Source organism: Pseudomonas sp. B21-041 (genome assembly GCF_024748675.1).
In the GTDB taxonomy this organism is placed as follows: domain Bacteria; phylum Pseudomonadota; class Gammaproteobacteria; order Pseudomonadales; family Pseudomonadaceae; genus Aquipseudomonas; species Aquipseudomonas neuropathica.
Genome location: NZ_CP087175.1, coordinates 3,613,447 through 3,635,535 on the forward strand (window position 1 = coordinate 3,613,447; position 22,089 = coordinate 3,635,535).

The following is a 22,089-nucleotide window of genomic DNA, read 5'->3' on the forward strand; positions in this document are numbered from 1 at the left end:
GTGGGAATGCAGCCACGGACGCTCCGCGTCCGCTGTGACGCGGAGCGTCACGGGAGGCGTTACCACGCAGAGCGTGGGAACGATCAGTTCAGGGCGCGCTAATGGAAATCGCGGCTCTGCACGCGGATGCCATTGAGCAGCGAGCTGAGGTCGCTCAGGCGGCCGGCGATCAGGTGGCGCACTTCGCCTTCGCGCTCCCAGCGGCCATCGACCTTGAGCAATTGCGAACCGACCAGTACTTGCCGCTGACGCTCGGCCAGATCACGCCAGACCACCACGTTGACGTTGCCGAATTCGTCTTCCAGGGTGACGAAGGTCACACCACTGGCGGTGCCCGGTCGTTGCCGTCCCGTCACCAGCCCGGCGATGCTCACCGGTCGGCCATGTTCGACTTCAAGCAACTCCTGCGAACTGCGGCAGCGCCGGGCTTTGAGTTCGCCGCGCAACAGTGCCAGCGGATGCGGCCCCAACGTGGTGCCGACGGTGCTGTAATCGGCGTGCAGATCCTCGCCAACGCTGGGTTTAGGTAGTACCACCTCCGGCTCCTCCTGACTCGGCAACCCGGCAAACAGACCCAACTGTTTCTGCACCCCGGCGACTTCCCAGCGCGCCCGATGCCGATGTCCGGCCAGGCCACGCAACGCCCCGGAATCGGCGAGCAACGCCTGCGCCCGACTGTCGAGCGCCGCCCGCTCGCCCAGGTCGGCGACATCGGCAAATGCCCCGCGCGCCCGCGCCGCTTCGATGCGCCGGGCATCGTCCTCGCGAAAGCCCTTGATCATCCGCAGGCCCATGCGAATCGCCGGTTGCACCGTCGTGGTGGTTTCCAGGCTGCAATCCCAGTCACTGGCGCGCACGTCGACCGGGCGGATCTGCAACTGATGCCGGCGCGCATCCTGGAGGATCTGGTCCGGGCTGTAGAAGCCCATTGGCCAGCTATTGATCAACGCGCAGGCGAACGCCGCCGGTTCGTGGCACTTGAGCCAGCAACTGGCGTAAGTCAGCAAGGCAAAACTGGCGGCGTGGGACTCGGGAAAACCGTAGCTGCCGAAGCCTTTGATCTGTTCGAAAATCTGCGCGGCGAACTCCGGCGTGTAGCCGTTCTTCTTCATGCCGGCGGCGAGGCGTTCCTTGTGCGGTTCCAGTCCGCCGTGGCGTTTCCACGCAGCCATCGAGCGACGCAACTGATCAGCCTCGCCGGGGCTGTAATCGGCGGCGACGATGGCGATCTGCATCACCTGTTCCTGAAACAGCGGCACGCCGAGGGTTCTTTCCAGAACAACCTTGAGCTCTGGTGACGGGTAGGTTTCCTCTTCTTCCTTGTTCCGGCGACGCAGATACGGATGCACCATCCCGCCCTGAATCGGTCCCGGGCGGACGATGGCCACCTCAATCACCAGATCGTAGAACTTCGCCGGTCTCAGGCGCGGCAGCATCGACATCTGCGCCCGCGACTCGATCTGGAACACGCCGATGGTGTCGGCGCGGCTGATCATGTCGTAGGTCGGTTTGTCTTCGGCTGGAATCGTCGCCAGGCTCAGATCCAGATTGCGATGGTGGCGCAGCAGGTCGAAGCAGCGGCGAATCGCGCTGAGCATGCCGAGGGCGAGAATATCCACCTTGAGCAGGCCGACTGCATCGAGGTCATCCTTGTCCCACTGAATGATCGTGCGCTCGGCCATGGCGGCGTTTTCCACCGGCACCAGCGTGTCCAGCGGCTGCTCGGAAATCACAAAGCCGCCGGGATGCTGCGACAGGTGCCGGGGGAAGCCGATCAACTGCCCGGTCAGACTCAGCACCCGGCGCAGCACCGGGCTGTCCGGGTCGAAACCGCCTTCGAGCAAACGCGCGACCGGCGGTGTTTCATCGCTCCAGTGGCCGCAGCAATCAGCCAGTGCGTTGATCTGATCCGGCGGCAGGCCCAAGGCCTTGGCCACGTCGCGCACCGCGCCGGCAGCGTGGTAGGTGCTGACCACCGCCGTCAGCGCCGCACGACCACGGCCGTAACGGCGAAACACGTATTGCAGGACTTCTTCGCGGCGCTCGTGCTCGAAATCGACGTCGATGTCCGGCGGCTCGTTGCGCTCCTTGGACATGAAGCGTTCGAACAGCAGCGTGGTGCGATCCGGGTCGATTTCGGTGATGCCCAAGGCAAAACACACCGCCGAGTTGGCTGCCGAACCACGGCCCTGACACAGAATCTTCTGCTCGCGGGCGAAGTGCACCACATCGTGCACGGTGAGAAAGTAGCTTTCGTAACCGAGTTCGGCGATCAGCTTCAGTTCATCGTCGATCTGCTTGAGCACTTTGCCTTGCGGCCCCTGTGGCCAGCGCCAAGCGATGCCCTCTTCGGTCAGATGCCGTAGCCAGGAACTGGCGCTGTGCCCCTCCGGCACCAGTTCTTTCGGATACTGATAACGCAACTCGCCCAGGTCGAAGGTGCAGCGCCGGGCCAGGCTCATCGACTCATCCAGCAGAGCCTGCGGATACAACTCGCGCAACACTTCGACACTGCGTAAATGCCGTTCGCCATTGGGATGCAGGCGTAACCCCGCCTCGGCCACCGGCACGTGATGACGGATCGCAGTCATGGTGTCCTGCAAGGCACGCCGGCCACGGGCATGCATGTGCACATCGCCGCTGGCCACGGCAGGAATCTGCAACTCGGCGGCCAGCCCCAACATCGCCGCCAACCGCTGCTGATCGTCCTGGCCACGATGCAATTGCACCGCCAGCCACAACCGTTCGCCAAAGGTCTGCTGCAGCCATCGACCCTCCTCCACGTCATCAAGCGAGTCCGGCACCCACAACACCAGCAACCCCGGCAACGGCTCGGCGAAGTCTTCGCGCAGCACCTGATACTGGCCTTTCTGCGTGCGCCGTCGGGCGCGGGTGATCAGGCCGCAAAGCGCTTGATAGCCCGCCAGATTCTCCACCAGCAGCACCAGTTTCGGGCCGTTTTCGATACGCACTTCGCTGCCGATGACCAGCGGTAGCTCCACCGATTTCGCCGCTTGCCAAGCCCGAACGATTCCGGCCAGCGTGCACTCATCGGTGATCGCCAGTGCCTGATAGCCGTGCTTTTTTGCGCGCTGGAACAGTTCCAGCGCACTGGACGCACCGCGCTGAAAACTGAAGTTCGACAGGCAGTGCAGTTCGGCATAACCGTCGTTCATGCAAACCAGCCTTGCAGCCACAGCGGACCGCCCTCACCCACCGCCCGATAAGCCCAGCCCTGCTGTCCGGCGCGATTCTGGATCAGGTAATAATCACGGCGCACGTCGTCACCGTCCCACCAGCCGGATTCGATGCGCTCCGGGCCCATGAGAATCCGCGCCGAACCTTCCGCCACGCTTTGTGGCTCGCCGAGCAACCAGCCCGGACGATGCACGTTCGGCAAGCCTGCGCAGCGTTGTTTATCAACGCCGTGCTGCCACGCGCACTCGGGACGATGATCGGCCTGAAAACGCAACCCCTGCACCGCGTCATCGCCCAAGCGCGCACGCAGGCGTTCGCGCAACTGCTCCCACGGCAAGGTCTGCTGCGGACGGTCGTCGAACAGTTGCTGAAACTGCGGCACGAAACTCGGCAGGTCCTCGGCGCGCAGACGAAAGCCGCGCACGGGCGCCTCGACTTGCACTTGTTCCAGCCGGCCACGGGCCAGTTCGAAGAGCATCGCCGGATCACGTTCGGCGCTGAGCAGGCCGACCTTGATGATGCTGTCCGGCAGCCCGGCGTGTTCCAGGTGCAGATCGAAACGCTGCACGCCGCTGTCACGCCCGCAGAGGAACGCCGACAGATCGCCGGTCAAACGGCGTAACGGGAACAACAGTGCCTGATGGGACTGCACGTCGAAATTCAGTTCGATGCGTACGTCGAAACGATCCGGCGGCAGGTAAAACGCCAGCGCCAATGGCCGCGCGCCGAACAGCGTGTCGAGATGCTTGAGCATCTGCGCTTCGAAGCGCCGGGCCAGCGCCTGACGCGGCAGGCTCTGCACCTGACTGAGATTGCGCAGGCCCATACGTGATAACGCCGTGGCCACTGCGGGTTCCAGACCGACGCGGTCGACGGGCAACTGACCGAGATGATGCTGCAAGGCCTCGCCGTCCGGCACCACCAAGCCGTCATAGGCGTTGGCCAGCACCCGCGCCGCCACGGGATTCGGTGCCGCGACGATGCGATGGCGGAAACCCAGATCAGTCAGTTCCCGGCGCAGTCGTGCTTCGAACTGCGCCCACGAACCGAACAGACCCAGGCTCGATTCGATCTCGAACACCACGGTGCGCGGGTAATGCACGCTGACCTGCGAGCTGAAACGGTAGGCCCACGCGGCGAGAAACTGCTGCCAATGTTCGACCTCGGCGGCCTCGTAATCAGCCGTGGCAAAGCCTTTGCTCATGGCCTGGGCGGCGGTCATCGACTGGCCTGCGCGCAAACCAAGCTTGCGCGCCGCCGGATTGACCGCTTGCAACACCCGGCGCTGGGCCGGGCCGTTAAGCAGCACCAACGGTTCATCGGGATCGGGCCGCTGACGCAGCACGGCGTCCAGAGCCAATTGCGGAAACAGGATACACACCCAGCGCATGGTGACCTCAGTGCCCCACAGCAAAGGCAATCGGTGCCGTACGCGCCAGCCCGCCACGGCACTTGAGTACGCGCAACTGTGCAGGTCTGGCGTCGATGGCAATGCGTAACGCCGCCGGTGACGGGTTGATCGCTTCGCTCAACGGCCGCCAGGCAAACGCCAGGGTCTGACCGGTTTCCGCCGCCACCTGCAAACGGCGCAACGCGCGATCATCAGCCTTGTGCGGCCAGCACAGCACCGCGCCGCAACTGCCCGAACGTAAACATTGTTCCGCCGCCCACAAGGCATCGCGCTCGGTGGCCTGGATCACCGACAACTGGCGCAGATCGACCCCGGCGCTTGCCCACGCCTGCGGGTACGGCACGAACGGCGGCGCCACCAGCACGATGCGCTCGCCCGCCGCCGACAACCGCGCCAGCGTCGGCCAGACTAGCTGCAGTTCGCCGACACCGGGACCGGCCAGGAGGATTTCGCTCAACGCCGCTTCCGGCCAGCCACCGCTGGGCAGTGCCGCGTCCAGCGCGGCGTGGCCGGTCGGCTGCGGGCTGGCGGCCGGTGGCGCAGGGCGGCCTTTCCAGACCTGGCCGCCATTGAACAGCGTATCCAACGCAACGACGGCGCCCATCAGCCTTGCCTCACCAGACCGCAAAACACCCCTTCGATGGCCAGATCTTGATCGTCACGCACGACAATCGGCTGATACGCCGGGTTGCGCGGCAACAGGCGCACGGCATCGCCCAGCCGTTCGAAGCGTTTGATGGTGACTTCACCGTCGAGGCGCGCTACGACGATCTGGCCGTTGAGCGCCTCGGGATTGCGCTTCACGCCGACCAGATCGCCGTCGAGAATGCCGTCCTCGATCATCGAATCGCCCTGCACCCGCAGCATGTAATCGGGCGTGCGGGAGAACAGCGCCGGGTCGAGCAGCAAGCGGCTATGGATGTCGGCATCGGCGCCAATCGGCGCACCGGCAGCGACGCGGCCGAGCACGGGGATGTCGAGCAATTCCGGGCGTGCCGGCTGCCCGAGCAGGCGAATGCCCCGGGCCTGATGCGGATTGACCTCGATAAACCCGGCTTCGGTGAGCGCAAGCACATGCTTGCGCGCCACGCTGCGCGAGGCAAAACCAAAAGCCTCGCTGATTTCAGCGAGGCTTGGGGGCTGACCGTGTTCGGCGATTCGATCGCGGATAAAAGTCAGAATGGCAGTACGGCGGGGAGTCAGGTTCGTCATGGAGTACATTTGTACTCCTGTAGGACTTTCCTGACAAGCGCCGCAGGTCGGCCCAGGCCGACGCAGGAGTTGCCGAAGGTTCGGCAGCGCCTGCATTGATCTTCAATGGCCACTTGATCAGGGTGAAGTGGCCTGCCGATACTCGCGTGGCGTAAACCCGGTCGACGCCTTGAACTGGCGCGTGAACGCGCTGTGATCGGTGTAGCCGCATTGCAGCGCCACGTCCGTTATCGGCAGGTCGGTGTGCAGCAATCGATGCGCGTGCTCCAGGCGTACTTTCTGGATCATCTGCCGTGGCGTCAGGTGGAATACCCGTTTGCAGTAACGCTCCAGTTGCGCCACGGAAATGCCAGCGATGCGGGTCAGTTCACCGAGGGTCACGCGGCGATTGAAATTCGCGCGAATATGCTCATCGACAGCCGCCAGCCGCTCGAATGCCGGGTGGGTTTCACTGGCCGATTGCAGGTCCACCGAAATCCCCGCCAGACCGATAATCACCCCGTCACGGTTATACAGTGGCTGCTTGTGCGTCAGGCACCACCCCGGTTCGCGGCTGCCGTACAGATGCAGTTCGAGCTGATCCTCCAGCACAAAACCCTCCTCCAGCACCTTGCGATCCTGCTCTGTGTAGCCCGGCCCGAGTTGCGCCGGAAACACCTGTGCGCTGGTCTTGCCCAGTAACGGACGCAAATCCTTCAAGCCACAGCGCTGCACCAGCGTGCGGTTGGCAAGCACGTAACGGGCCTGCACATCCTTGATGAAAATCGCCGCATTGGGGATCACATCAAGCATCGGCAACAACAGCGCCGCGCCGGCCAAGAGTTCCTCCAGTGTCTGCGGACGCTGGCCATTCATGCCTTGAGCCAGGATCGAAAACGCCTGCTGCATCAAAGATTCCCCTCGTAACGTGGACAGACCAAATGCCCGCCATGCGCCGTTCGCCCGCAGATTGCAGCATCGTTCGCGGCGTGTCGAGGGCCATGTTTTATCGGCGTCATTGTGCTGATTTCGTCATCGAAGCCAGCAAAAAACATCAATCGCCGCGAGGTCGATGAGTTCAAAGTCTGGCCGTCCCAGTGACACAACTGCCTATCCAATAACTCACAAGAAGGCGATGCCATGTCAGGCCAAGGCAAGTTCAAAAAACAGCTTTCACTGATCGACCTCACATTTATCGGGCTGGGGGCGATCTTCGGTTCCGGCTGGTTGTTCGCGGCCAGTCATGTGTCCGCCATTGCCGGCCCGGCGGGGATTTTTTCCTGGCTGCTGGGCGGCTTCGCCGTGTTGATGCTGGGCATCGTTTACTGCGAACTGGGCGCCGCATTACCGCGCGCCGGCGGCGTGGTGCGTTATCCGGTTTACTCCCATGGGCCGCTGCTCGGCTACTTGATGGGTTTCATCACCCTGATTGCGTTTTCCAGTCTGGTCGCCATCGAAGTGGTCGCTTCGCGCCAATACGCAGCGGCGTGGTTTCCCGGCCTGTCCAAAGCTGGCACCGGCGATCCGACGATTCTCGGCTGGCTGGTGCAGTTCGGGCTGTTGTGCGTGTTCTTCCTGCTCAACTACCGCAGCGTGAAAACCTTCGCCAAGGCCAATAATCTGGTCAGCGTGTTCAAGTTCATCGTGCCGCTGCTGGTGATCGGGGTGCTGTTCACCTTCTTCAAACCGGCCAACTTCGAGGTGCAAGGCTTTGCCCCGTTTGGCCTGTCCGGCGTCGAGATGGCCGTGTCGGCGGGTGGCATCATTTTCGCGTATCTGGGCCTGACGCCGATCATCTCGGTGGCCAGTGAAGTGAAGAATCCGCAGCGCACCATTCCCATTGCGTTGATCCTCTCGGTGCTGCTGTCGACACTGATTTACGTGCTGCTGCAAATGGCCTTTCTCGGCAGCATCCCGACGGAAATGCTCGCCAACGGCTGGGCCGGAATCAGCAAGGAATTTGCCCTGCCGTATCGCGACATCGCGCTGGCGCTGGGCGTGGGCTGGCTGGCGTATCTGGTGGTCGCCGATGCGGTGATCTCGCCGAGCGGCTGCGGCAACATCTACATGAACGCGACCCCGCGAGTGATCTATGGCTGGGCGCAGACCGGGACCTTCTTCAAGGTCTTCACCCACATCGATGAAAAGTCCGGCATCCCGCGCCCGGCGCTGTGGCTGACCTTCGCCCTGTCGGTGTTCTGGACGTTGCCGTTCCCGTCGTGGGAGGCGCTGATCAACGTGGTCTCCGCTGCGCTGGTGTTGAGCTACGCCGTGGCGCCGGTGTCGGTGGCTGCGCTGCGCCGCAATGCGCCGGACATGCCACGGCCGTTCCGGGTCAAGTGCATGGGCGTGCTCGGGCCGGTGTCGTTCATCATCGCCGCGCTGATCGTCTACTGGTCGGGCTGGAGCACCGTGTCGTGGCTGCTCGGTCTGCAGATCCTGATGTTCGTGGTCTACCTGCTCTGCGGTCGATTTGTGCCAACCGCTCACCTGAATCTGGCCAGCCAAGTGCGCTCCTCGGCGTGGCTGATCGCCTTCTACGCGGTGACCATCGTGCTGTCGAAACTCGGCACCTTCGGTGGCCTCGGCATCCTTGCCCATCCATTCGACACCCTTGTCGTCGCGGCGTGTGCCACCGGCATTTACTACTGGGGCGCGGCGACCGGTGTACCGGCGCATCTGCTGCGCCTGGAAGAGGACGACGAGGACAGCGAAATCGCTTCCCCCGCCTCGACCGTCTCTGCGCGCCCTGCCGGCGCCTATTGAAATCATCCAACGGGACATGTTCATGAAACGAGTACACGTGATTGATTCCCACACCGGCGGTGAACCGACGCGCCTGGTAATGAAAGGCTTCCCCGAGCTGCCCGGCAACAGCATGGTCGAGAAGCGCGATGCGCTGCGCACTCAACATGATCAATGGCGCCGCGCCTGTCTGCTGGAACCGCGCGGCAACGATGTGCTGGTCGGCGCGTTGTATTGCGAACCGGTCTCGGCGGACGCCACTTGCGGGGTGATCTTCTTCAACAACGCCGGCTACCTCGGCATGTGCGGCCACGGCACCATCGGCCTGATCAACTCGCTGCAGTACCTGGGGCAAATCGAACCGGGCGAGCACAAAATCGACACCCCGGTCGGCCCGGTCAGCGCCACGTTGCATGACGACGGAACCGTCACCCTGGGCAACGTCCCCGCTTATCGCCATCGCAAACAAGTGTCGGTGGATGTGCCGGGGTTCGGCCGCGTATTGGGCGACATCGCCTATGGCGGCAACTGGTTCTTCCTCGTTTCCGAGCACGGCCAGACGCTGACCATGGACAACGTCGAACACCTCACGGCGTACACCTGGGCGATGCTCAAGGCCCTCGAAGACCAAGGCATTTACGGCGAGGACGGCGCGGTGATCGATCACATCGAACTGTTCGCCGATGACGATCAGGCCGACAGCCGCAACTTCGTCATGTGCCCCGGCAAAGCCTACGACCGCTCCCCGTGCGGCACCGGCACCAGCGCCAAACTCGCCTGTCTGGCCGCCGACGGCAAGCTGCAACCCGGCGCAACCTGGGTGCAGGCAAGCATCACCGGCAGCCAGTTCGAAGGTCGCTTCGAATGGCAAGGCGAACGCATCCGCCCGTACATCACCGGCCGCGCCTACATGACCGCCGACAGCACCTTGCTGATCGACGAAGCAGACCCGTTCGCGTGGGGCATCTGAACCGCCACGCTGACTTTTCACCTCAATTTGAATGATGTGCCAAGGAGTTAAAACAATGAGCGACAACATCTTCACCGGTTGCATGCCGGCCCTGATGACACCGTGCACCGCCCAGCGCAAACCGGACTTCGACGCGCTGGTGGCCAAAGGTCGCGAGCTGATCGACATCGGCATGAGCGCCGTAGTTTATTGCGGTTCGATGGGCGACTGGCCGCTGCTGACCGAGGCCGAGCGTCAGGAAGGCGTGGCGCGTCTGGTCGCGGCGGGTATTCCGACGATCGTGGGCACTGGCGCGGTGAACTCACGCGAAGCGGTTTCCCACGCGGCCCATGCGGCGAAAGTCGGCGCGCAGGGTTTGATGGTGATTCCCCGCGTGCTGTCTCGCGGCGCTTCGGTCACCGCGCAAAAGGCCCATTTCGCCGCGATTCTGCAAGCCGCGCCAAATTTGCCGGCGGTGATCTACAACAGCCCTTACTACGGCTTTGCCACCCGCGCGGATCTGTTCTTCGAACTGCGCCGCGAGTACCCGAACCTGATCGGCTTCAAGGAATTCGGCGGTGGCGCCGACCTGCGTTACGCCGCCGAAAACATCACCTCCAAGGACGATGACGTGACCCTGATGGTCGGTGTCGACACGCAAGTGGTGCACGGTTTCGTCAACTGCAACGCCACCGGCGCCATCACCGGCATCGGCAACGCCCTGCCCCGCGAGGTGCTGCAACTGGTCGCCCTGAGCAAGCAAGCGGCCAAAGGTGACGCCAAGGCCCGGCGTCAGGCGCGGGAACTGGAATCGGCGCTGGCGGTGCTGTCGTCGTTCGATGAAGGCTGCGACCTGGTGCTGTATTACAAACACCTGATGGTGCTCAACGGCGACAAGGAATACACCCTGCACTTCAACGAAACCGATGCGTTGAGCGACTCGCAGCGGCGGTATGCCGAGAAGCAGTATTCGCTGTTCCGTCACTGGTACGAGAACTGGTCGGCGGAACAGGACTTCGCCTGATCACGTCCCCCTCACCTGCCGCGAAGCCTTGTGATTCGCGGCAGGCCTCCCTCTTTTTATCAGGAAGACACCATGACTTTGACGGGCCACATGCTGATCGGGCAACACATGATTGCCGGCAATCGCAGCGCCATTCGCGGGATCAATCCGGCTACGAATGAAACGCTGGAACCGGCGTACGCCGGTGGAGCGGCCGAGCATGTCGAACAGGCCTGCGCGCTGGCCTGGGCAGCGTTCGATGTTTATCGCGAGACAACCCTGAATGTCCGCGCTGAATTCCTGCAATGCATTGCCGAAGAAATCGAAGGCCTCGGAGATGAACTGATCGACCGTGCCCACGCCGAAACCGGCCTGCCGCACGCGCGTCTGCTAGGTGAACGCGGGCGTACTTGCCAACAACTGAGAATGTTCGCTCGCACGGTCCGCGCCGGTGAATGGCTGGATGTGCGTGTCGATAGCGCGCAGCCGCAACGCCAGCCGTTGCCGCGCGCCGATCTGCGTCAACGGCAGATCGCGCTGGGGCCGGTCGCGGTGTTTGGCGCGAGCAATTTCCCCCTGGCGTTCTCCGTGGCCGGCGGTGACACCGCATCGGCACTGGCCGCCGGTTGCCCGGTGATCGTCAAGGCGCACAGTGCGCATCCCGGCACCAGCGAACTGGCCGGCCGCGCCGTCGCTCGGGCGGTAAAAAACTGTGGTTTGCCGGAAGGCGTGTTCTCGTTGCTGTACGGTTCCGGCCGCGAAGTGGGCATTGCGCTGGTCACGGATCCACGGATTAAAGCAGTGGGTTTCACCGGCTCGCGTAGCGGTGGTCTGGCGCTGATGCAAGCGGCGCAAGCGCGGCCCGAGCCGATTCCGGTGTACGCGGAAATGAGTTCGATCAATCCGGTGCTGCTGTTTCCGGCGGCGCTGGGCAATCGCACGCAGGCGTTGGCTGAAGGGTTTGTGGCTTCGCTGACATTGGGCGCGGGCCAGTTTTGCACCAATCCGGGCTTGGTGATTGCCTTGAAAGGACCCGCGTTGGACAAGTTCATCGCCGCCACCGCCGAGCTGATTCAACGCAGCCCCGCGCAGACGATGCTGACACCCGGCATCTTCAGTGCTTACGAGTCTGCCGTGAATGCGCTGGCCGAAAATGCCAGTGCGAACATCACAGGTGTTGGTTTGAGCGCCAACGGCCCGAATCAATGCCAGGCCCATGTATTCGTGACCGAAGCCGCAGACTTTCTCGCCGATCAGCGCCTGCAAGCCGAAGCGTTCGGTGCGGCGGCGCTGATCGTGCAATGCGGCAGTGAAGCGGAAATTCGCCAGGTGACCGAACATCTGGAGGGCCAATTGACCGCGACACTGCATCTGGATGACCAAGACCTGCAACAGGCGCGTGCATTACTGCCGACGTTGGAGCGCAAGGCCGGCCGGTTGCTGGTCAACGGCTGGCCAACCGGCGTCGAGGTGTGTGACGCGATGGTGCATGGCGGGCCTTTCCCGGCCACCTCCAACGCCCGCACGACTTCGGTCGGTACCGCGGCGATCCTGCGTTTCCTGCGCCCGGTCTGCTATCAGGACTTCCCGGACAGCTTGCTGCCTACTGCACTGAAACAGGCCAATCCGCTGCAATTGCGCCGTCTGCTCAATGGCCAAAGGGAAGCGCAGCACCATGGCGAATAACGGCTCCCACGACATCGCCGTGGTCGGCGCCGGCATCATCGGCGTCGCCTGCGCACTGCGTCTGGCTCGCCAAGGGTTGCGCGTGGTCGTGATCGATCAGCAGCAACCCGGCCACGGCGCCTCGTTCGGCAACGCCGGGCATCTGGCGACCGAGCAGGTGTTTCCGATTGCCGACGTGTCCATCCTCAAGCGCCTGCCGGCCATGCTGATGGACCCGATGGGGCCGTTGCGTCTGGACTGGAAATACCTGCCGCGCGCCCTGCCATGGTTCACCCGCCTGCTGCTGAATCTGCGCCCGACGCCTTTTCAGAACACCGTGGCGGGTTTGCGCGCGCTCAATGAAAACAGCCTGGACGCCTGGCAGCGCTTGCTCGCCGACATCCAGAGGCCGGACTTGCTGAAGATCGATGGTTCGCTGCTGGTGTTCGAACGCCCCGAATCGCGTCAGGCCATCCAGGCATTACAGGATCGCCTGCATCAGCAGCAGGTACCGGTCGATTACTGGCAGGCCGGCGCCATCCGCGAAACCGCGCCGCAACTCAGTGAACAGATCCAGGGCGGTTTGTTCTTTCCACGCACCGGGCACTTTATCGATCCCTTCCGCGTGGTGTGCGAACTGGTCGAAGCGGCCAAGGCCAGCGGCGTGAGTTTTGTCCAGCAACAGGTTCAGGGCGGCTACGTGCAGGAGCACGGGGTTACGCTGACCACTGGCAATGGCGGCCTGACTGCAAGCCGCGTCCTGATCGCCTGCGGCGCACATTCAGCAAAACTCACCGCCGCCCTCACCGGCAAAAAAGTCCCACTGGACACCGAGCGCGGCTATCACCTGATGCTGCCGCAGGAACACGACCGACTGCCCTTCCCCGTGACCTCGCTGGAGCGCAAATTCATCATGACGCCAATGTCCGAAGGGTTGCGCCTGGCCGGCACGGTTGAATTCGCCGGACTGGAGAAACCACCCAGCATGGAGCGTGCGTGGCAATTGCACCGGTTGAGTCAGGGTTTGTTTCGCCAGGATCTGAATGCTGAAGCAGCGACGCCGTGGATGGGTTTTCGACCGTCATTGCCCGATTCATTACCGGTGATTGATCAGGTGTGTGGGGGCAAGGTGTTGCTTGCTTTTGGGCATCAGCATCTGGGGCTGACACAGGCGGCGGTGACGGCGGAGATGGTGGTGCGGATGGTTTTGCCTGCGACTGCAAAAGAGGCCTGCCGGCTACCACTCAACGAACATTACAGGCTCGATCGTTTCTGAAAGGAAGTCTCTGACCCACCACCCTGCTTTCCGGCGCAGGCTGGTGGCCGCGCACTGGCAGATCGGCAGGCGTTACAAAGGCATTAACCAGTGTCGCTCAATGGTCCATCCCAGAAAAACCCTCGCGCCCTCTTCTTTCTGGCGATTCAAGGTCAGCCGATGCCCGGCAGCGGCAACACGCAAGCCAATCATGGCAGGCAGAAACCTTTCGCGGAATTCGCTGGATTGCGCTGCAAAATGTGACTCGACGCTGTTGAGTGCAGCACGCAAGAGCTCGCCATCCAGCATCGACAAGTAAAACATCATCTGACGCCAGGCATACGCCGTGTTTTTCAACATCACCAGACGCGCATGGTAATGCGTGATGTGCATTTGTTGCCGCTTGCAAATCCACTCGAAGCACGCCAGCGCCAGCGCGCTCAAACGATGATGCAGCAGTGTTTTCAGGTTCAATTCGCCGAACAGGAGCGCGAGGTTTTGCGTCGTCAGAATCTGCTGCTGTTCGAGTATCGTGCCGTTGACCGCTGGCCGCCACGTGCCAAAGGTGGCGTTTGCACGCTGCGCGCACAGCGTCGCCAATGCATCACGGCTGTTACTTCTGCGCCGTGATCGGCGCTGATCGGGAAGGCCTGCCAGGCCATCCGTATCAATGTCGTAATAACGAGCGTAAAGCGTCCCGGCCATAAATCTGGCCGATTGCCTGGCCGCTCTCGCGAACTTGTTGGAGAACGCGCCCATGAAAATGTCAGCCGCCACCTCATCGACGAAAGGAAGATCCAGCTTCGCCGTTTCAGCCAGTGAAACAAACTCCTGCAGTAGCTTGTTCGGAAGAATGGCCTGCGGAAACGCCGACAGGGTCATTGCAGAGGCCTCGACCAACGCCTGCCTGGCACCCGTAGCGGAAATAGCACTCGCCTCACGCTCACCCTCTAAAGCCGCGACCCACGGCAGCTCGGCAATTTTGACCTGACTTTGCAGGTTAAGCAGCAGCAACGAGCGCCGACGACGGAAGGCGCGATACGTTGCCCCCGCCAACGACTGCAGCATCCCGTCCCGGTATACGCTGCTACAGATTTGCGCTGTCATTGCAGGCAGAACCTGCGCCACGGTATCGGCGGATGAGATCAAGCCATGATCAATCAACTCGGCAATGGTCCCCTTGCGGCAACGCTCGAGGCGACGGCGAACCGCAGGCGGAATCATCACACCAAGGGTCAGCCGGTGACGCTTCGCCTCCTCATCGGTGATCGGTTCAAGCAGCGGCGAAAAGTCACTGACGCCGTCCGAACCCGGGTAACTTGCCAGACGTGCCGAGACAGCGCGGGCGATCAAATGATGCCCGGGGGCCGCCACATGTTGGCGCTGCTCTGCTCGTTTAAGGGAATGTGCGGCGGAATCGGGATGCCCGTGTTTGGCCACAAAGTCATCAACAATGCGCCGGATGCGACCGACCTGGCGGCCCGTTAATGATGCTTGATCGCGCAAACACTGACCGAGCAAAGCAAACAGTTCCGCCGCCCGGTTTTTGAAGGGACCGTTGACGCGGCGCTCAACGCTACAGTTCCGAGCGATCTGCGCCTCGAGTGCCGTTGCGCGTTCGAACCAGCCTTCAGGAAAATGTCTGCAAGGCCAGCCATCCTGACAGGTCAAAAGAAACAGTGAGACTGCAGCGTCGTAGAGAGGCAGACGATTTTCAACCACATGCTTTTGGACGGCCAGACGCGGTTGAGCCAATTGCCGGTTCAGCCGCTGCCTGACACTGGCGCTATCAAAAACATGCACCTCAACCGTGGAAATCGGCCGCTCGTCAACGGCAGTCGGGAAGAAACGCAGGCGATCGAAAAAAGGCGCGATCTGCTCGATCAGCGTTCGCGCCTCGTCAGTACGCTGATGCCGCAAAAGCCATGACACTGTCAGCAGTGCGGCTTCCTCCGGAACATCAATTTGATAGGTTCCGTTCGCCAAACGCTCTTGCAGCGTTGCGACGCCCACATCCGATAGATGCCAGATGTTGAGATCGAACCGTTCATGACTGGGACGGATGCCGGGGATCGACGCGGCCAAGTGGCGCTCATATGAAGTCAAAGCGCCACCAGCCAGAAGTTGCCCGGTGGCAAATCCACCCGTCGCCACGTCCAGCGTGACCCACTGCGGAAAATCGGCGAACGGCACACGTGAACCGTACTGTGCGCTGCCCTGCATCAGGTGTTCGACCACCCGCTGCCAGCGCTCGACCCGGTCGCGTGCCTGCGGGTCAGCGTCGCGCTGTGTAGCGGTCAATGCTCGTGAGAGCTGGAACACCGCATAACCTGCATTCACGCCATCGTGCTCGCCGAACTCACCGTCGTCCCTGGACATACTTCCTTGTGACCCTGCAATGTAATGGGTCCGGGGGCTGGATTCGAACCAGCGCCCACCCGGTTAAGAGCCGAGTGTTCCACCGCTGAACTACCCCGGAACAGAGCGCGCATTGTCGACCAGCCACGAAGGAATGTGAAGCCGGTGTCTGTTGCGAGACAATTCGCGCGCACGAGCTGAAACGAGCACGCCGTTACTATCTTCGGGGAGCGGTCCTGTCACTCTTGACCTCGTATCGAGGCGCGTCCGTCACGGCAGTCTTTTTCTGTTTAATGGCGTCCGTCGTCGAAGTTCAGCCCGATAGGAATAGGCAATGCTCGAAGATAAACCGGCATAGGTACCCCCGTTTGCTGATCGCTACCATGGACTCAGACCTGACCCAATGGGAGCTCGACATGACTCACGCTAAAACCCTGTTCATCACCGGCGTCAGCAGCGGTTTCGGCCATGCGCTGGCCAAAGAAGCTATTGCCAACGGCCACCGTGTCATCGGCACTGTGCGCAATGAAACCGACCTGAAAAACTTCCAGGCACTGTCCCCGGACAACGCTTACGGGGTGGTGCTGGACGTCACTGATTTCGAGCGTATCGACAGCGTCGTTGCGCAAGTCGAAGCCACTCACGGTCCCGTCGACGTTTTGGTCAACAACGCCGGATATGGCCACGAAGGCATTTGCGAAGAATCACCGCTGCAAGACATGCATCGTCAATTCGACGTCAACGTGTTCGGCGCGGTGGCGGTGATCAAAGCGTTTCTGCCCTTCTTTCGCCAGCGTCGTGCGGGGCACATCCTCAATATCACCTCCATGGGTGGCACCATTACCATGCCGGGCATCGCTTACTACTGCGGTAGCAAATTTGCGCTCGAAGGGATCTCCGATACCCTGAGCAAGGAGCTGCAGCCGTTCAACATCTTCGTCACTGCCGTCGCACCGGGTTCGTTCCGCACGGATTGGGCGGGCCGTTCGATGCAACGCACCGCGCGCAGCATTGCCGACTATGACGCCAGTTTCGATCCGATCCGCAAAGCCCGCGAAGAGAAAAGCGGCAAGCAACTCGGCGACCCGCAAAAGGCTGCCCAAGCGATGCTGCAGATCATCGCCAGCCCGACACCACCGGCCCACTTGCTATTGGGCAGTGACGCCTTGCGTCTGGTCCGTGACAAACTGAAAAATGCAGCCAGCGAGATTGACCAATGGGAAGCGCTGAGCCGGTCCACCGATCACTGAGAGAGGATGTGATGACGCAGGTCGATGCAGGCACCGCGCGCATGGTGCAGCTCATGAAAGCCCTCGCACCGATCGAAGGCTACAATCTCAGCGCCCTCGAAGGCGTGCGCTTCCTGCGTTCGAATCGCCCCCTGACGCGCACCCCGGTGCTGTATGACCCCGGCATCGTGATTCTCTGCCAGGGCCGCAAACGCGGCTATCTGGGAGAGGACACCTACGTCTATGACGCCCAGCACTATCTGGTGGTCTCGGTGCCGATCCCCTTCACCATGGAGGCCGATGCCACTGAGGCCGAGCCGATGCTCGCGATCTACATGCACCTCGATTTCCAGTTGGCCAGCGAGTTGATGCTGCAAGTGGATGACGTGCATGGCCCAAGCGATGCCCCGCCCAAAGGTATGTATGCCTCGCCGATGGACGCTTCACTGCGGGCAACCACCCTGCGTTTTCTGGAAGCGATGAGCGTTGCCGGCGAAGCGCAAATCCTCGGGCCGGCACTGTTGCGGGAAATCTATTACCGCATCCTGACCGGTGAGCAAGGTGGCTCCATGCGCGCCGCGCTCAACCGACAGGGACATTTCGGCAAAGTGACCCGTGCGATCCGCAAGATCCATAGTTGTTATCAGCAGCGACTCGACGTCGAGCAACTGGCCCATGAAGCGAGCATGAGCGTGCCGAACTTCCACCTGCACTTTCGCAGCGTGACCGACACCTCACCCATGCAGTATTTGAAGTCGACGCGTTTGCATCAGGCGCGCCTGTTGATGTTGCGCCAGGCCATGAGTGCCTCGGCAGCCGCCTTCAACGTTGGCTATGAAAGTGCTTCGCAATTCAGTCGTGAGTTCAAACGCTTCTTCGGCAGGACGCCACAGGCAGAGATTGAATGGATGAAGGCAACGTATGCACTGCCATTGCCGACCACAGCGTCGGAGTATGTTTCGTCGCATTGACGGTCACGCCACAAACGAAAAGCCTGCTTTTCAGGGCAGGCTTTTTTCGTTGTGTGTAGCGGTGAGCGCTGAACGTGCACTAGTCGTAAAACGCCTCAACCAACACCCGACTGCCGACAAAAAAACTGTCCGCCACCAAGCGCAACGGCTGCACATCCAGGTCACTGGCCTTGTCGCCAATCAACTGCTGAAAATGCCGATACACCGCTGCGTACTCACCTTCCTCCGACACCGCTTGGCGCACACCGTCAATGCTCAACAGCGCGCCGCCGTTATCCAGGCGCAACACGCCCTCAGCGCAACGCACCTCGATGCTCCACAGCTCATCGTGCCCATGGTCAAAATCAAATTCCGCGCGCACATCGAGGCGGCGCGGGTCGGACATTTTGATCGACGCGGCAATTGGCGACTGGCAGTTGCTCGGTACGCGCAGTTCAGCCGATTCGACAAACAACGGCAGCGCCAGCAAATGAGTGACGATCGACAAGGCATTGATGCCCGGATCGAATACGCCGAGGCCGCCGGGTTGCCAGATCCAGGCCTGACCAGGGTGCCATTTGCGCACGTCTTCTTTCCAGTCGATCTGCACGCTTTGCAGGGTACACGAGGCGAGCCAGTCGCGGGCGGCTTCGATGCCGGGCGCGTAGCGTGAGTGCCAGGCAAACAAGGCGCTGACGCCCTGCCCGGCAGCCTGATCGACCAGCGCCAGCGCCTCGCCCAAGGTGGCGCACGGCGGTTTTTCCACCAGCACGTGTTTGCCGGCGGCCAGTGCTTGCTGCACCAGCGCAAAACGACCTTGCGGCGGCGTGCAGAAGGCAATCGCATCCACCGGCGGACCGTTTTCCAGCAACTCGCTCAAGGACTGGAAGTTCTCCACGCCCGCGCAGGGTTTGCCTTGAGTGGCGACGGAGACCAAGTGGAAAGCGGGATTGGCGTTGATCGCCGGGACGTGTTGATCCTGGGCGATCTTGCCGTAGCCCACCAGACCGAGACGGATTGGTTGCATCAATGACTCCTGTTTTGATTTTGTTGTCGTCAGTGAACCGGGAGATTACCTGCAAACGCCACAAGCGTCTGTCCGCGCAATGTCACAACGACGCACAGGATCAGGCAAGGATTGCACAGGAATGCACTACTGCCCGCAGCGCTGAACAAGCAACAATGCCTTACGACAAACCGATTGAGGATGTTCCCATGCTTGTTCAAGCCTATGGTGCCCACGCTGGCGACAAACCCCTTGAGCCGATGCAGATCAACCGCCGCGCGCCGGCCGCCCATGATGTGCAGATCGACATCGCGTTCTGTGGCATCTGCCATTCCGACCTGCACCAGGTACGGGCGGAATGGGCCGGTACGCAGTTCCCGTGCGTACCGGGGCACGAAATTGTCGGTCGTGTTTCGGCTGTCGGCGCGCACGTCGCGGATTTCAAGGTCGGTGATCTGGTCGGCGTCGGTTGCATCGTCGACAGCTGCAAACATTGCGATGACTGCGAAAGCGGGCTGGAAAACTACTGCGACGGCATGATCGGCACCTACAACTTCCCGACCCCGGATGCACCGGGCTGGACGCTGGGCGGCTACTCGCAAAACATCGTCGTGCATGAACGCTACGTGCTGCGCATCCGTCATCCCGAAGCGCAACTGGCCGCCGTCGCACCGCTGCTGTGTGCCGGCATCACCACCTACTCGCCGTTGCGCCACTGGAACGCTGGCCCGGGCAAAAAAGTCGGTGTGGTCGGCATCGGCGGCCTTGGCCACATGGGCATCAAACTGGCCCACGCCCTGGGCGCCCACGTTGTGGCGTTCACCACCTCCGAATCCAAACGCGAAGCGGCCAAAGCGCTGGGTGCCGATGAAGTGGTGGTGTCGCGCAATGCCGAAGAAATGGCCGCCCACGCCAAGAGTTTCGACTTGATCCTCAACACAGTCGCCGCGCCGCACGATCTCGATGCATTCCTCGTGCTGCTCAAGCGAGATGGTGCGTTGACGCTGGTGGGTGCGCCGGCCACCTCGCACCCTTCGCCGAACGTGTTCAATCTGATCATGAAGCGCCGCACGATTGCCGGTTCGATGATCGGCGGCATCCCGGAAACCCAGGAGATGCTGGATTTCTGCGCCGAGCACGGCATCGTTTCCGACATCGAACTGATCCGCGCCGACCAGATCAACGACGCCTACGAGCGCATGCTCAAGGGTGACGTGAAGTATCGTTTCGTGATCGATAACGCAACGTTGGCCGGCTAAACCTCAGCGCCCATTGGCCATTAAGCGCGGCCAATGGGCCATTGAATTCCGTCGCCGGGATTTGACAGGCCCGGCGTTGCTCGCCAGAGTCGCACCCCTTTGCCTGCCATCAAGGGGTTGCCGTTGAACGAACAGACATTGTCCATGCGCCTCGAGCGGGTGGCTGCCCACGTACCTGCCGGTGCGCGACTGGCGGATATCGGCTCGGATCACGGCTATCTGCCGGTGGCGCTGATGCGTCGTGGTTTGATCACTGCGGCGGTGGCTGGCGAGGTTGCGGCGACGCCGTTCCACGCGGCTGAACGCACCGTGCGCGAGAATGATCTGCAGCAGCGCATCAGCGTGCGCCGGGCGGATGGTCTGGCGGCGATCAAACCCGACGACGGCATCACCGCCGTCAGCATCTGCGGCATGGGCGGTGAAACCATCCGTGACATCCTCGACAACGGCAAGGCCCACCTCAGCGGCGAGGAACGTCTGATCCTGCAACCCAACGGCGGCGAGCAACCGTTGCGCCAATGGCTGATGGAAAACGGCTACCGCATCCTCAGCGAAGAGCTGCTGCGGGAGAACCGCTTCGACTACGAAATCATCGTGGCCGAACGCGCTGAACCAGTGACCTACACCGGTCAAGAACTGTACTTCGGCCCGCTACAGATGCAGGCACGCAGTCCGGAGTTTCTGGCCAAGTGGCAACGCATACTGAACGAAAAGCAAAAGACCCTCGGTCAGTTCGCCCGGGCGCAGCAGGCTTTGCCCGAGGCGAAGGTACGAGAGATCACGCGACAGGCTGAATGGATCGCGCAGTTGCTGGCTTGAGAAGCCGTGGCCGGCAGGTGCGCATGCGCCAATTCCGCGGGCAGGCTCGCTTCCAGATTCTGGTATTGACCTCACGTCAACACTTCGCCCTTTCGTCCCTGGGCTTTGCTTTTGTCACCGTCACACTTGAACGGGAGTCCAAGTGTGACGGTGACGTGATGCTGCCCTCCCTTGAATTGCAGTTGAGGGATAACGTTGTAAATCTCTGGCGGAGAGAGTTCTGAGTTCGCTTGAAAACCCTGACGTCATTGCCTTCCTCCGCAGCCGCTACCGCCCACTGCATTCAAATTACATTTCTTCACTAAGGTCAAACGCCACGCCGCTGGCTCTCCGTCAGCGGCATTACAGCACTCAGCTGACGACCGCACCCTTCGGGCCACTGGCAATCAGCGCAGCGCCACAGGCGGTTTTCATGCCATCGAGCGCGATGGGCGTGCCATCGACGGTGTAGGTGCTGCTGCCCTCGGCAATCGGGAATATCCCTTTGCACAACGGGCAACTGACCTTGTGACCGACACCGGCAATCGGCTTGCCATTGAGGTCAGTCCGGGAGAAGGCTTCGAGGACCTTGCCACCGTGAGTGGTGGAGTCGCCCAAGCGAATGGCGTCTTTCATGTTGTCACTCCTTTGACCAAGCCGCTGATATTCCAATTGATCCACGGGATCAATCAAACGCGAAACCGGTGGTGAACCGGCTTCAATACTCCTTACTCAGCCATCCAGACATCTTCATAGTCGGCTGTATCGATGATGAATTTTGCGCCAGTGGGCAGACAAAGATAATTCACAACCTGAGGCAACATTTCACTCAGGTGGTGAACATGGACAGGCTTGTAGAAGTCATCCGCGTCAGAGAACTCACCACAGTGAATAAACCAGCTGATATTGCCGTCTTCCGGCAATTGAACTCTTGTGCCATAAATCGGCGACTTGCCAAGCGAGTCAATAGCGATCGCGACCATCTCTTCGGGCGGTTGCACAGGCATTCCATACTTGCTACAGATTTCTGTTTGCGCCTGGTCCGGATAAACAGCGTCAGCCTTTTGCATAA

At 61.6% G+C, this 22,089-nt stretch carries 18 protein-coding genes and 1 tRNA gene; 9 read left to right on the plus strand and 10 right to left on the minus strand.

Translation table 11 applies throughout. The annotated features are described in order from the left end of the window. Window positions 1–98 precede the first annotated feature (98 nt). The 5 genes from LOY43_RS15990 to LOY43_RS16010 form a co-directional block, all read right to left on the minus strand. On the minus strand, window positions 99–3,197 hold the full coding sequence (locus LOY43_RS15990) for an error-prone DNA polymerase (RefSeq protein WP_218233228.1): 3,099 nt from the start codon (window positions 3,195–3,197) through the stop codon (window positions 99–101). After that, window positions 3,173–4,588, minus strand: coding sequence for a DNA polymerase Y family protein (locus tag LOY43_RS15995; protein WP_220556363.1), 1,416 nt, complete (start codon window positions 4,586–4,588; stop codon window positions 3,173–3,175). Before LOY43_RS15995 ends, LOY43_RS15990 begins: the two co-directional genes overlap by 25 nt. Before the next feature lie 7 nt (window positions 4,589–4,595). Further along, a complete protein-coding gene (imuA, locus tag LOY43_RS16000) occupies window positions 4,596–5,213 on the minus strand; it encodes a translesion DNA synthesis-associated protein ImuA (protein ID WP_093430813.1) in 618 nt (205 codons plus the stop codon). Then, on the minus strand, window positions 5,213–5,830 hold the full coding sequence (gene lexA / locus LOY43_RS16005; RefSeq protein WP_093430810.1) for a transcriptional repressor LexA: 618 nt from the start codon (window positions 5,828–5,830) through the stop codon (window positions 5,213–5,215). Before lexA ends, imuA begins: the two co-directional genes overlap by 1 nt. A 108-nt stretch (window positions 5,831–5,938) precedes the next feature. Next, window positions 5,939–6,709 (minus strand): AraC family transcriptional regulator, encoded by a 771-nt coding sequence (locus tag LOY43_RS16010; protein WP_093430807.1) that lies wholly within the window; start codon window positions 6,707–6,709, stop codon window positions 5,939–5,941. 231 nt (window positions 6,710–6,940) lie between these two features. On the opposite strand from LOY43_RS16010, the gene LOY43_RS16015 reads away from it, so the two are divergent. From LOY43_RS16015 to LOY43_RS16035, 5 genes are all read left to right on the plus strand, one after another. Continuing rightward, window positions 6,941–8,566 carry an APC family permease gene (locus LOY43_RS16015; protein ID WP_258708353.1) on the plus strand — a complete coding sequence of 542 codons (1,626 nt, stop codon included), beginning with the start codon at window positions 6,941–6,943 and terminating at the stop codon, window positions 8,564–8,566. A 22-nt stretch (window positions 8,567–8,588) separates the two neighbouring features. Beyond that, window positions 8,589–9,515, plus strand: a complete 927-nt coding sequence (locus LOY43_RS16020) for a 4-hydroxyproline epimerase (RefSeq protein WP_258708354.1) — start codon at window positions 8,589–8,591, stop codon at window positions 9,513–9,515. A gap of 55 nt (window positions 9,516–9,570) precedes the next feature. After that, a complete protein-coding gene (locus LOY43_RS16025) occupies window positions 9,571–10,518 on the plus strand; it encodes a dihydrodipicolinate synthase family protein (protein WP_258708355.1) in 948 nt (315 codons plus the stop codon). 72 nt (window positions 10,519–10,590) lie between these two features. Next, entirely contained in the window at window positions 10,591–12,183 is a 1,593-nt protein-coding gene (locus LOY43_RS16030; protein ID WP_258708356.1) for an aldehyde dehydrogenase (NADP(+)), read from the plus strand. Next, complete coding sequence (locus LOY43_RS16035; protein ID WP_258708357.1) at window positions 12,173–13,438, plus strand: FAD-binding oxidoreductase; 1,266 nt, start codon at window positions 12,173–12,175, stop codon at window positions 13,436–13,438. Before LOY43_RS16030 ends, LOY43_RS16035 begins: the two co-directional genes overlap by 11 nt. A 72-nt stretch (window positions 13,439–13,510) precedes the next feature. Here LOY43_RS16035 and LOY43_RS16040 read toward each other — a convergent pair whose 3' ends face one another. Beyond that, on the minus strand, window positions 13,511–15,796 hold the full coding sequence (locus tag LOY43_RS16040) for a hypothetical protein (RefSeq protein WP_258708358.1): 2,286 nt from the start codon (window positions 15,794–15,796) through the stop codon (window positions 13,511–13,513). Window positions 15,797–15,821: 25 nt separating this feature from the next. Then, window positions 15,822–15,896 (minus strand) — tRNA-Lys (locus LOY43_RS16045). 295 nt (window positions 15,897–16,191) lie between these two features. Here LOY43_RS16045 and LOY43_RS16050 point away from each other — a divergent pair. Together LOY43_RS16050 and LOY43_RS16055 are read left to right on the plus strand one after the other, a co-directional pair. After that, the gene (locus tag LOY43_RS16050) at window positions 16,192–17,025 is read left to right on the plus strand and encodes an oxidoreductase (protein ID WP_095126639.1); all 834 of its coding nucleotides are present in this window, start codon (window positions 16,192–16,194) and stop codon (window positions 17,023–17,025) included. Between the two features lie 11 nt (window positions 17,026–17,036). After that, window positions 17,037–17,975, plus strand: a complete 939-nt coding sequence (locus LOY43_RS16055; protein ID WP_258708359.1) for an AraC family transcriptional regulator — start codon at window positions 17,037–17,039, stop codon at window positions 17,973–17,975. Window positions 17,976–18,054: 79 nt separating this feature from the next. Here the strand turns inward: LOY43_RS16055 and LOY43_RS16060 are convergent, their stop codons facing one another. Next, window positions 18,055–18,981, minus strand: coding sequence for a Gfo/Idh/MocA family protein (locus tag LOY43_RS16060; RefSeq protein WP_258708360.1), 927 nt, complete (start codon window positions 18,979–18,981; stop codon window positions 18,055–18,057). 188 nt (window positions 18,982–19,169) lie between these two features. Between LOY43_RS16060 and LOY43_RS16065 the strand changes: the two genes are divergently transcribed. Both LOY43_RS16065 and LOY43_RS16070 read left to right on the plus strand, forming a co-directional pair. Continuing rightward, window positions 19,170–20,219, plus strand: coding sequence for an NAD(P)-dependent alcohol dehydrogenase (locus LOY43_RS16065; protein WP_093431666.1), 1,050 nt, complete (start codon window positions 19,170–19,172; stop codon window positions 20,217–20,219). A gap of 123 nt (window positions 20,220–20,342) precedes the next feature. Continuing rightward, on the plus strand, window positions 20,343–21,038 hold the full coding sequence (locus LOY43_RS16070; protein ID WP_281062960.1) for a class I SAM-dependent methyltransferase: 696 nt from the start codon (window positions 20,343–20,345) through the stop codon (window positions 21,036–21,038). Between the two features lie 351 nt (window positions 21,039–21,389). On the opposite strand, the gene LOY43_RS16075 is transcribed toward LOY43_RS16070, so the two are convergent. Both LOY43_RS16075 and LOY43_RS16080 read right to left on the minus strand, forming a co-directional pair. After that, window positions 21,390–21,653: a PAAR domain-containing protein gene (locus LOY43_RS16075; protein ID WP_011333757.1), complete on the minus strand. Its 264-nt coding sequence runs from the start codon at window positions 21,651–21,653 to the stop codon at window positions 21,390–21,392. 92 nt (window positions 21,654–21,745) lie between these two features. Continuing rightward, complete coding sequence (locus tag LOY43_RS16080) at window positions 21,746–22,087, minus strand: hypothetical protein (protein ID WP_095047867.1); 342 nt, start codon at window positions 22,085–22,087, stop codon at window positions 21,746–21,748. Window positions 22,088–22,089: the final 2 nt, after the last annotated feature.

What these genes read in the sequence shown, in the direction of transcription:
- LOY43_RS16030 (WP_258708356.1), top strand. Translation starts at nt 10,591, where the DNA reads ATGACTTTGACGGGCCACATGCTGATCGGGCAACACATGATTGCCGGC.
- LOY43_RS16065 (WP_093431666.1), top strand. Translation starts at nt 19,170, where the DNA reads ATGCTTGTTCAAGCCTATGGTGCCCACGCTGGCGACAAACCCCTTGAG.
- LOY43_RS16035 (WP_258708357.1), top strand. Translation starts at nt 12,173, where the DNA reads ATGGCGAATAACGGCTCCCACGACATCGCCGTGGTCGGCGCCGGCATC.
- LOY43_RS16010 (WP_093430807.1), bottom strand. Translation starts at nt 6,709, where the DNA reads ATGCAGCAGGCGTTTTCGATCCTGGCTCAAGGCATGAATGGCCAGCGT.
- LOY43_RS15995 (WP_220556363.1), bottom strand. Translation starts at nt 4,588, where the DNA reads ATGCGCTGGGTGTGTATCCTGTTTCCGCAATTGGCTCTGGACGCCGTG.
- LOY43_RS16020 (WP_258708354.1), top strand. Translation starts at nt 8,589, where the DNA reads ATGAAACGAGTACACGTGATTGATTCCCACACCGGCGGTGAACCGACG.
- LOY43_RS16050 (WP_095126639.1), top strand. Translation starts at nt 16,192, where the DNA reads ATGACTCACGCTAAAACCCTGTTCATCACCGGCGTCAGCAGCGGTTTC.
- LOY43_RS16075 (WP_011333757.1), bottom strand. Translation starts at nt 21,653, where the DNA reads ATGAAAGACGCCATTCGCTTGGGCGACTCCACCACTCACGGTGGCAAG.
- LOY43_RS16025 (WP_258708355.1), top strand. Translation starts at nt 9,571, where the DNA reads ATGAGCGACAACATCTTCACCGGTTGCATGCCGGCCCTGATGACACCG.
- imuA (WP_093430813.1), bottom strand. Translation starts at nt 5,213, where the DNA reads ATGGGCGCCGTCGTTGCGTTGGATACGCTGTTCAATGGCGGCCAGGTC.
- lexA (WP_093430810.1), bottom strand. Translation starts at nt 5,830, where the DNA reads ATGTACTCCATGACGAACCTGACTCCCCGCCGTACTGCCATTCTGACT.
- LOY43_RS16015 (WP_258708353.1), top strand. Translation starts at nt 6,941, where the DNA reads ATGTCAGGCCAAGGCAAGTTCAAAAAACAGCTTTCACTGATCGACCTC.
- LOY43_RS16080 (WP_095047867.1), bottom strand. Translation starts at nt 22,087, where the DNA reads ATGCAAAAGGCTGACGCTGTTTATCCGGACCAGGCGCAAACAGAAATC.
- LOY43_RS16060 (WP_258708360.1), bottom strand. Translation starts at nt 18,981, where the DNA reads ATGCAACCAATCCGTCTCGGTCTGGTGGGCTACGGCAAGATCGCCCAG.
- LOY43_RS16040 (WP_258708358.1), bottom strand. Translation starts at nt 15,796, where the DNA reads ATGTCCAGGGACGACGGTGAGTTCGGCGAGCACGATGGCGTGAATGCA.
- LOY43_RS16055 (WP_258708359.1), top strand. Translation starts at nt 17,037, where the DNA reads ATGACGCAGGTCGATGCAGGCACCGCGCGCATGGTGCAGCTCATGAAA.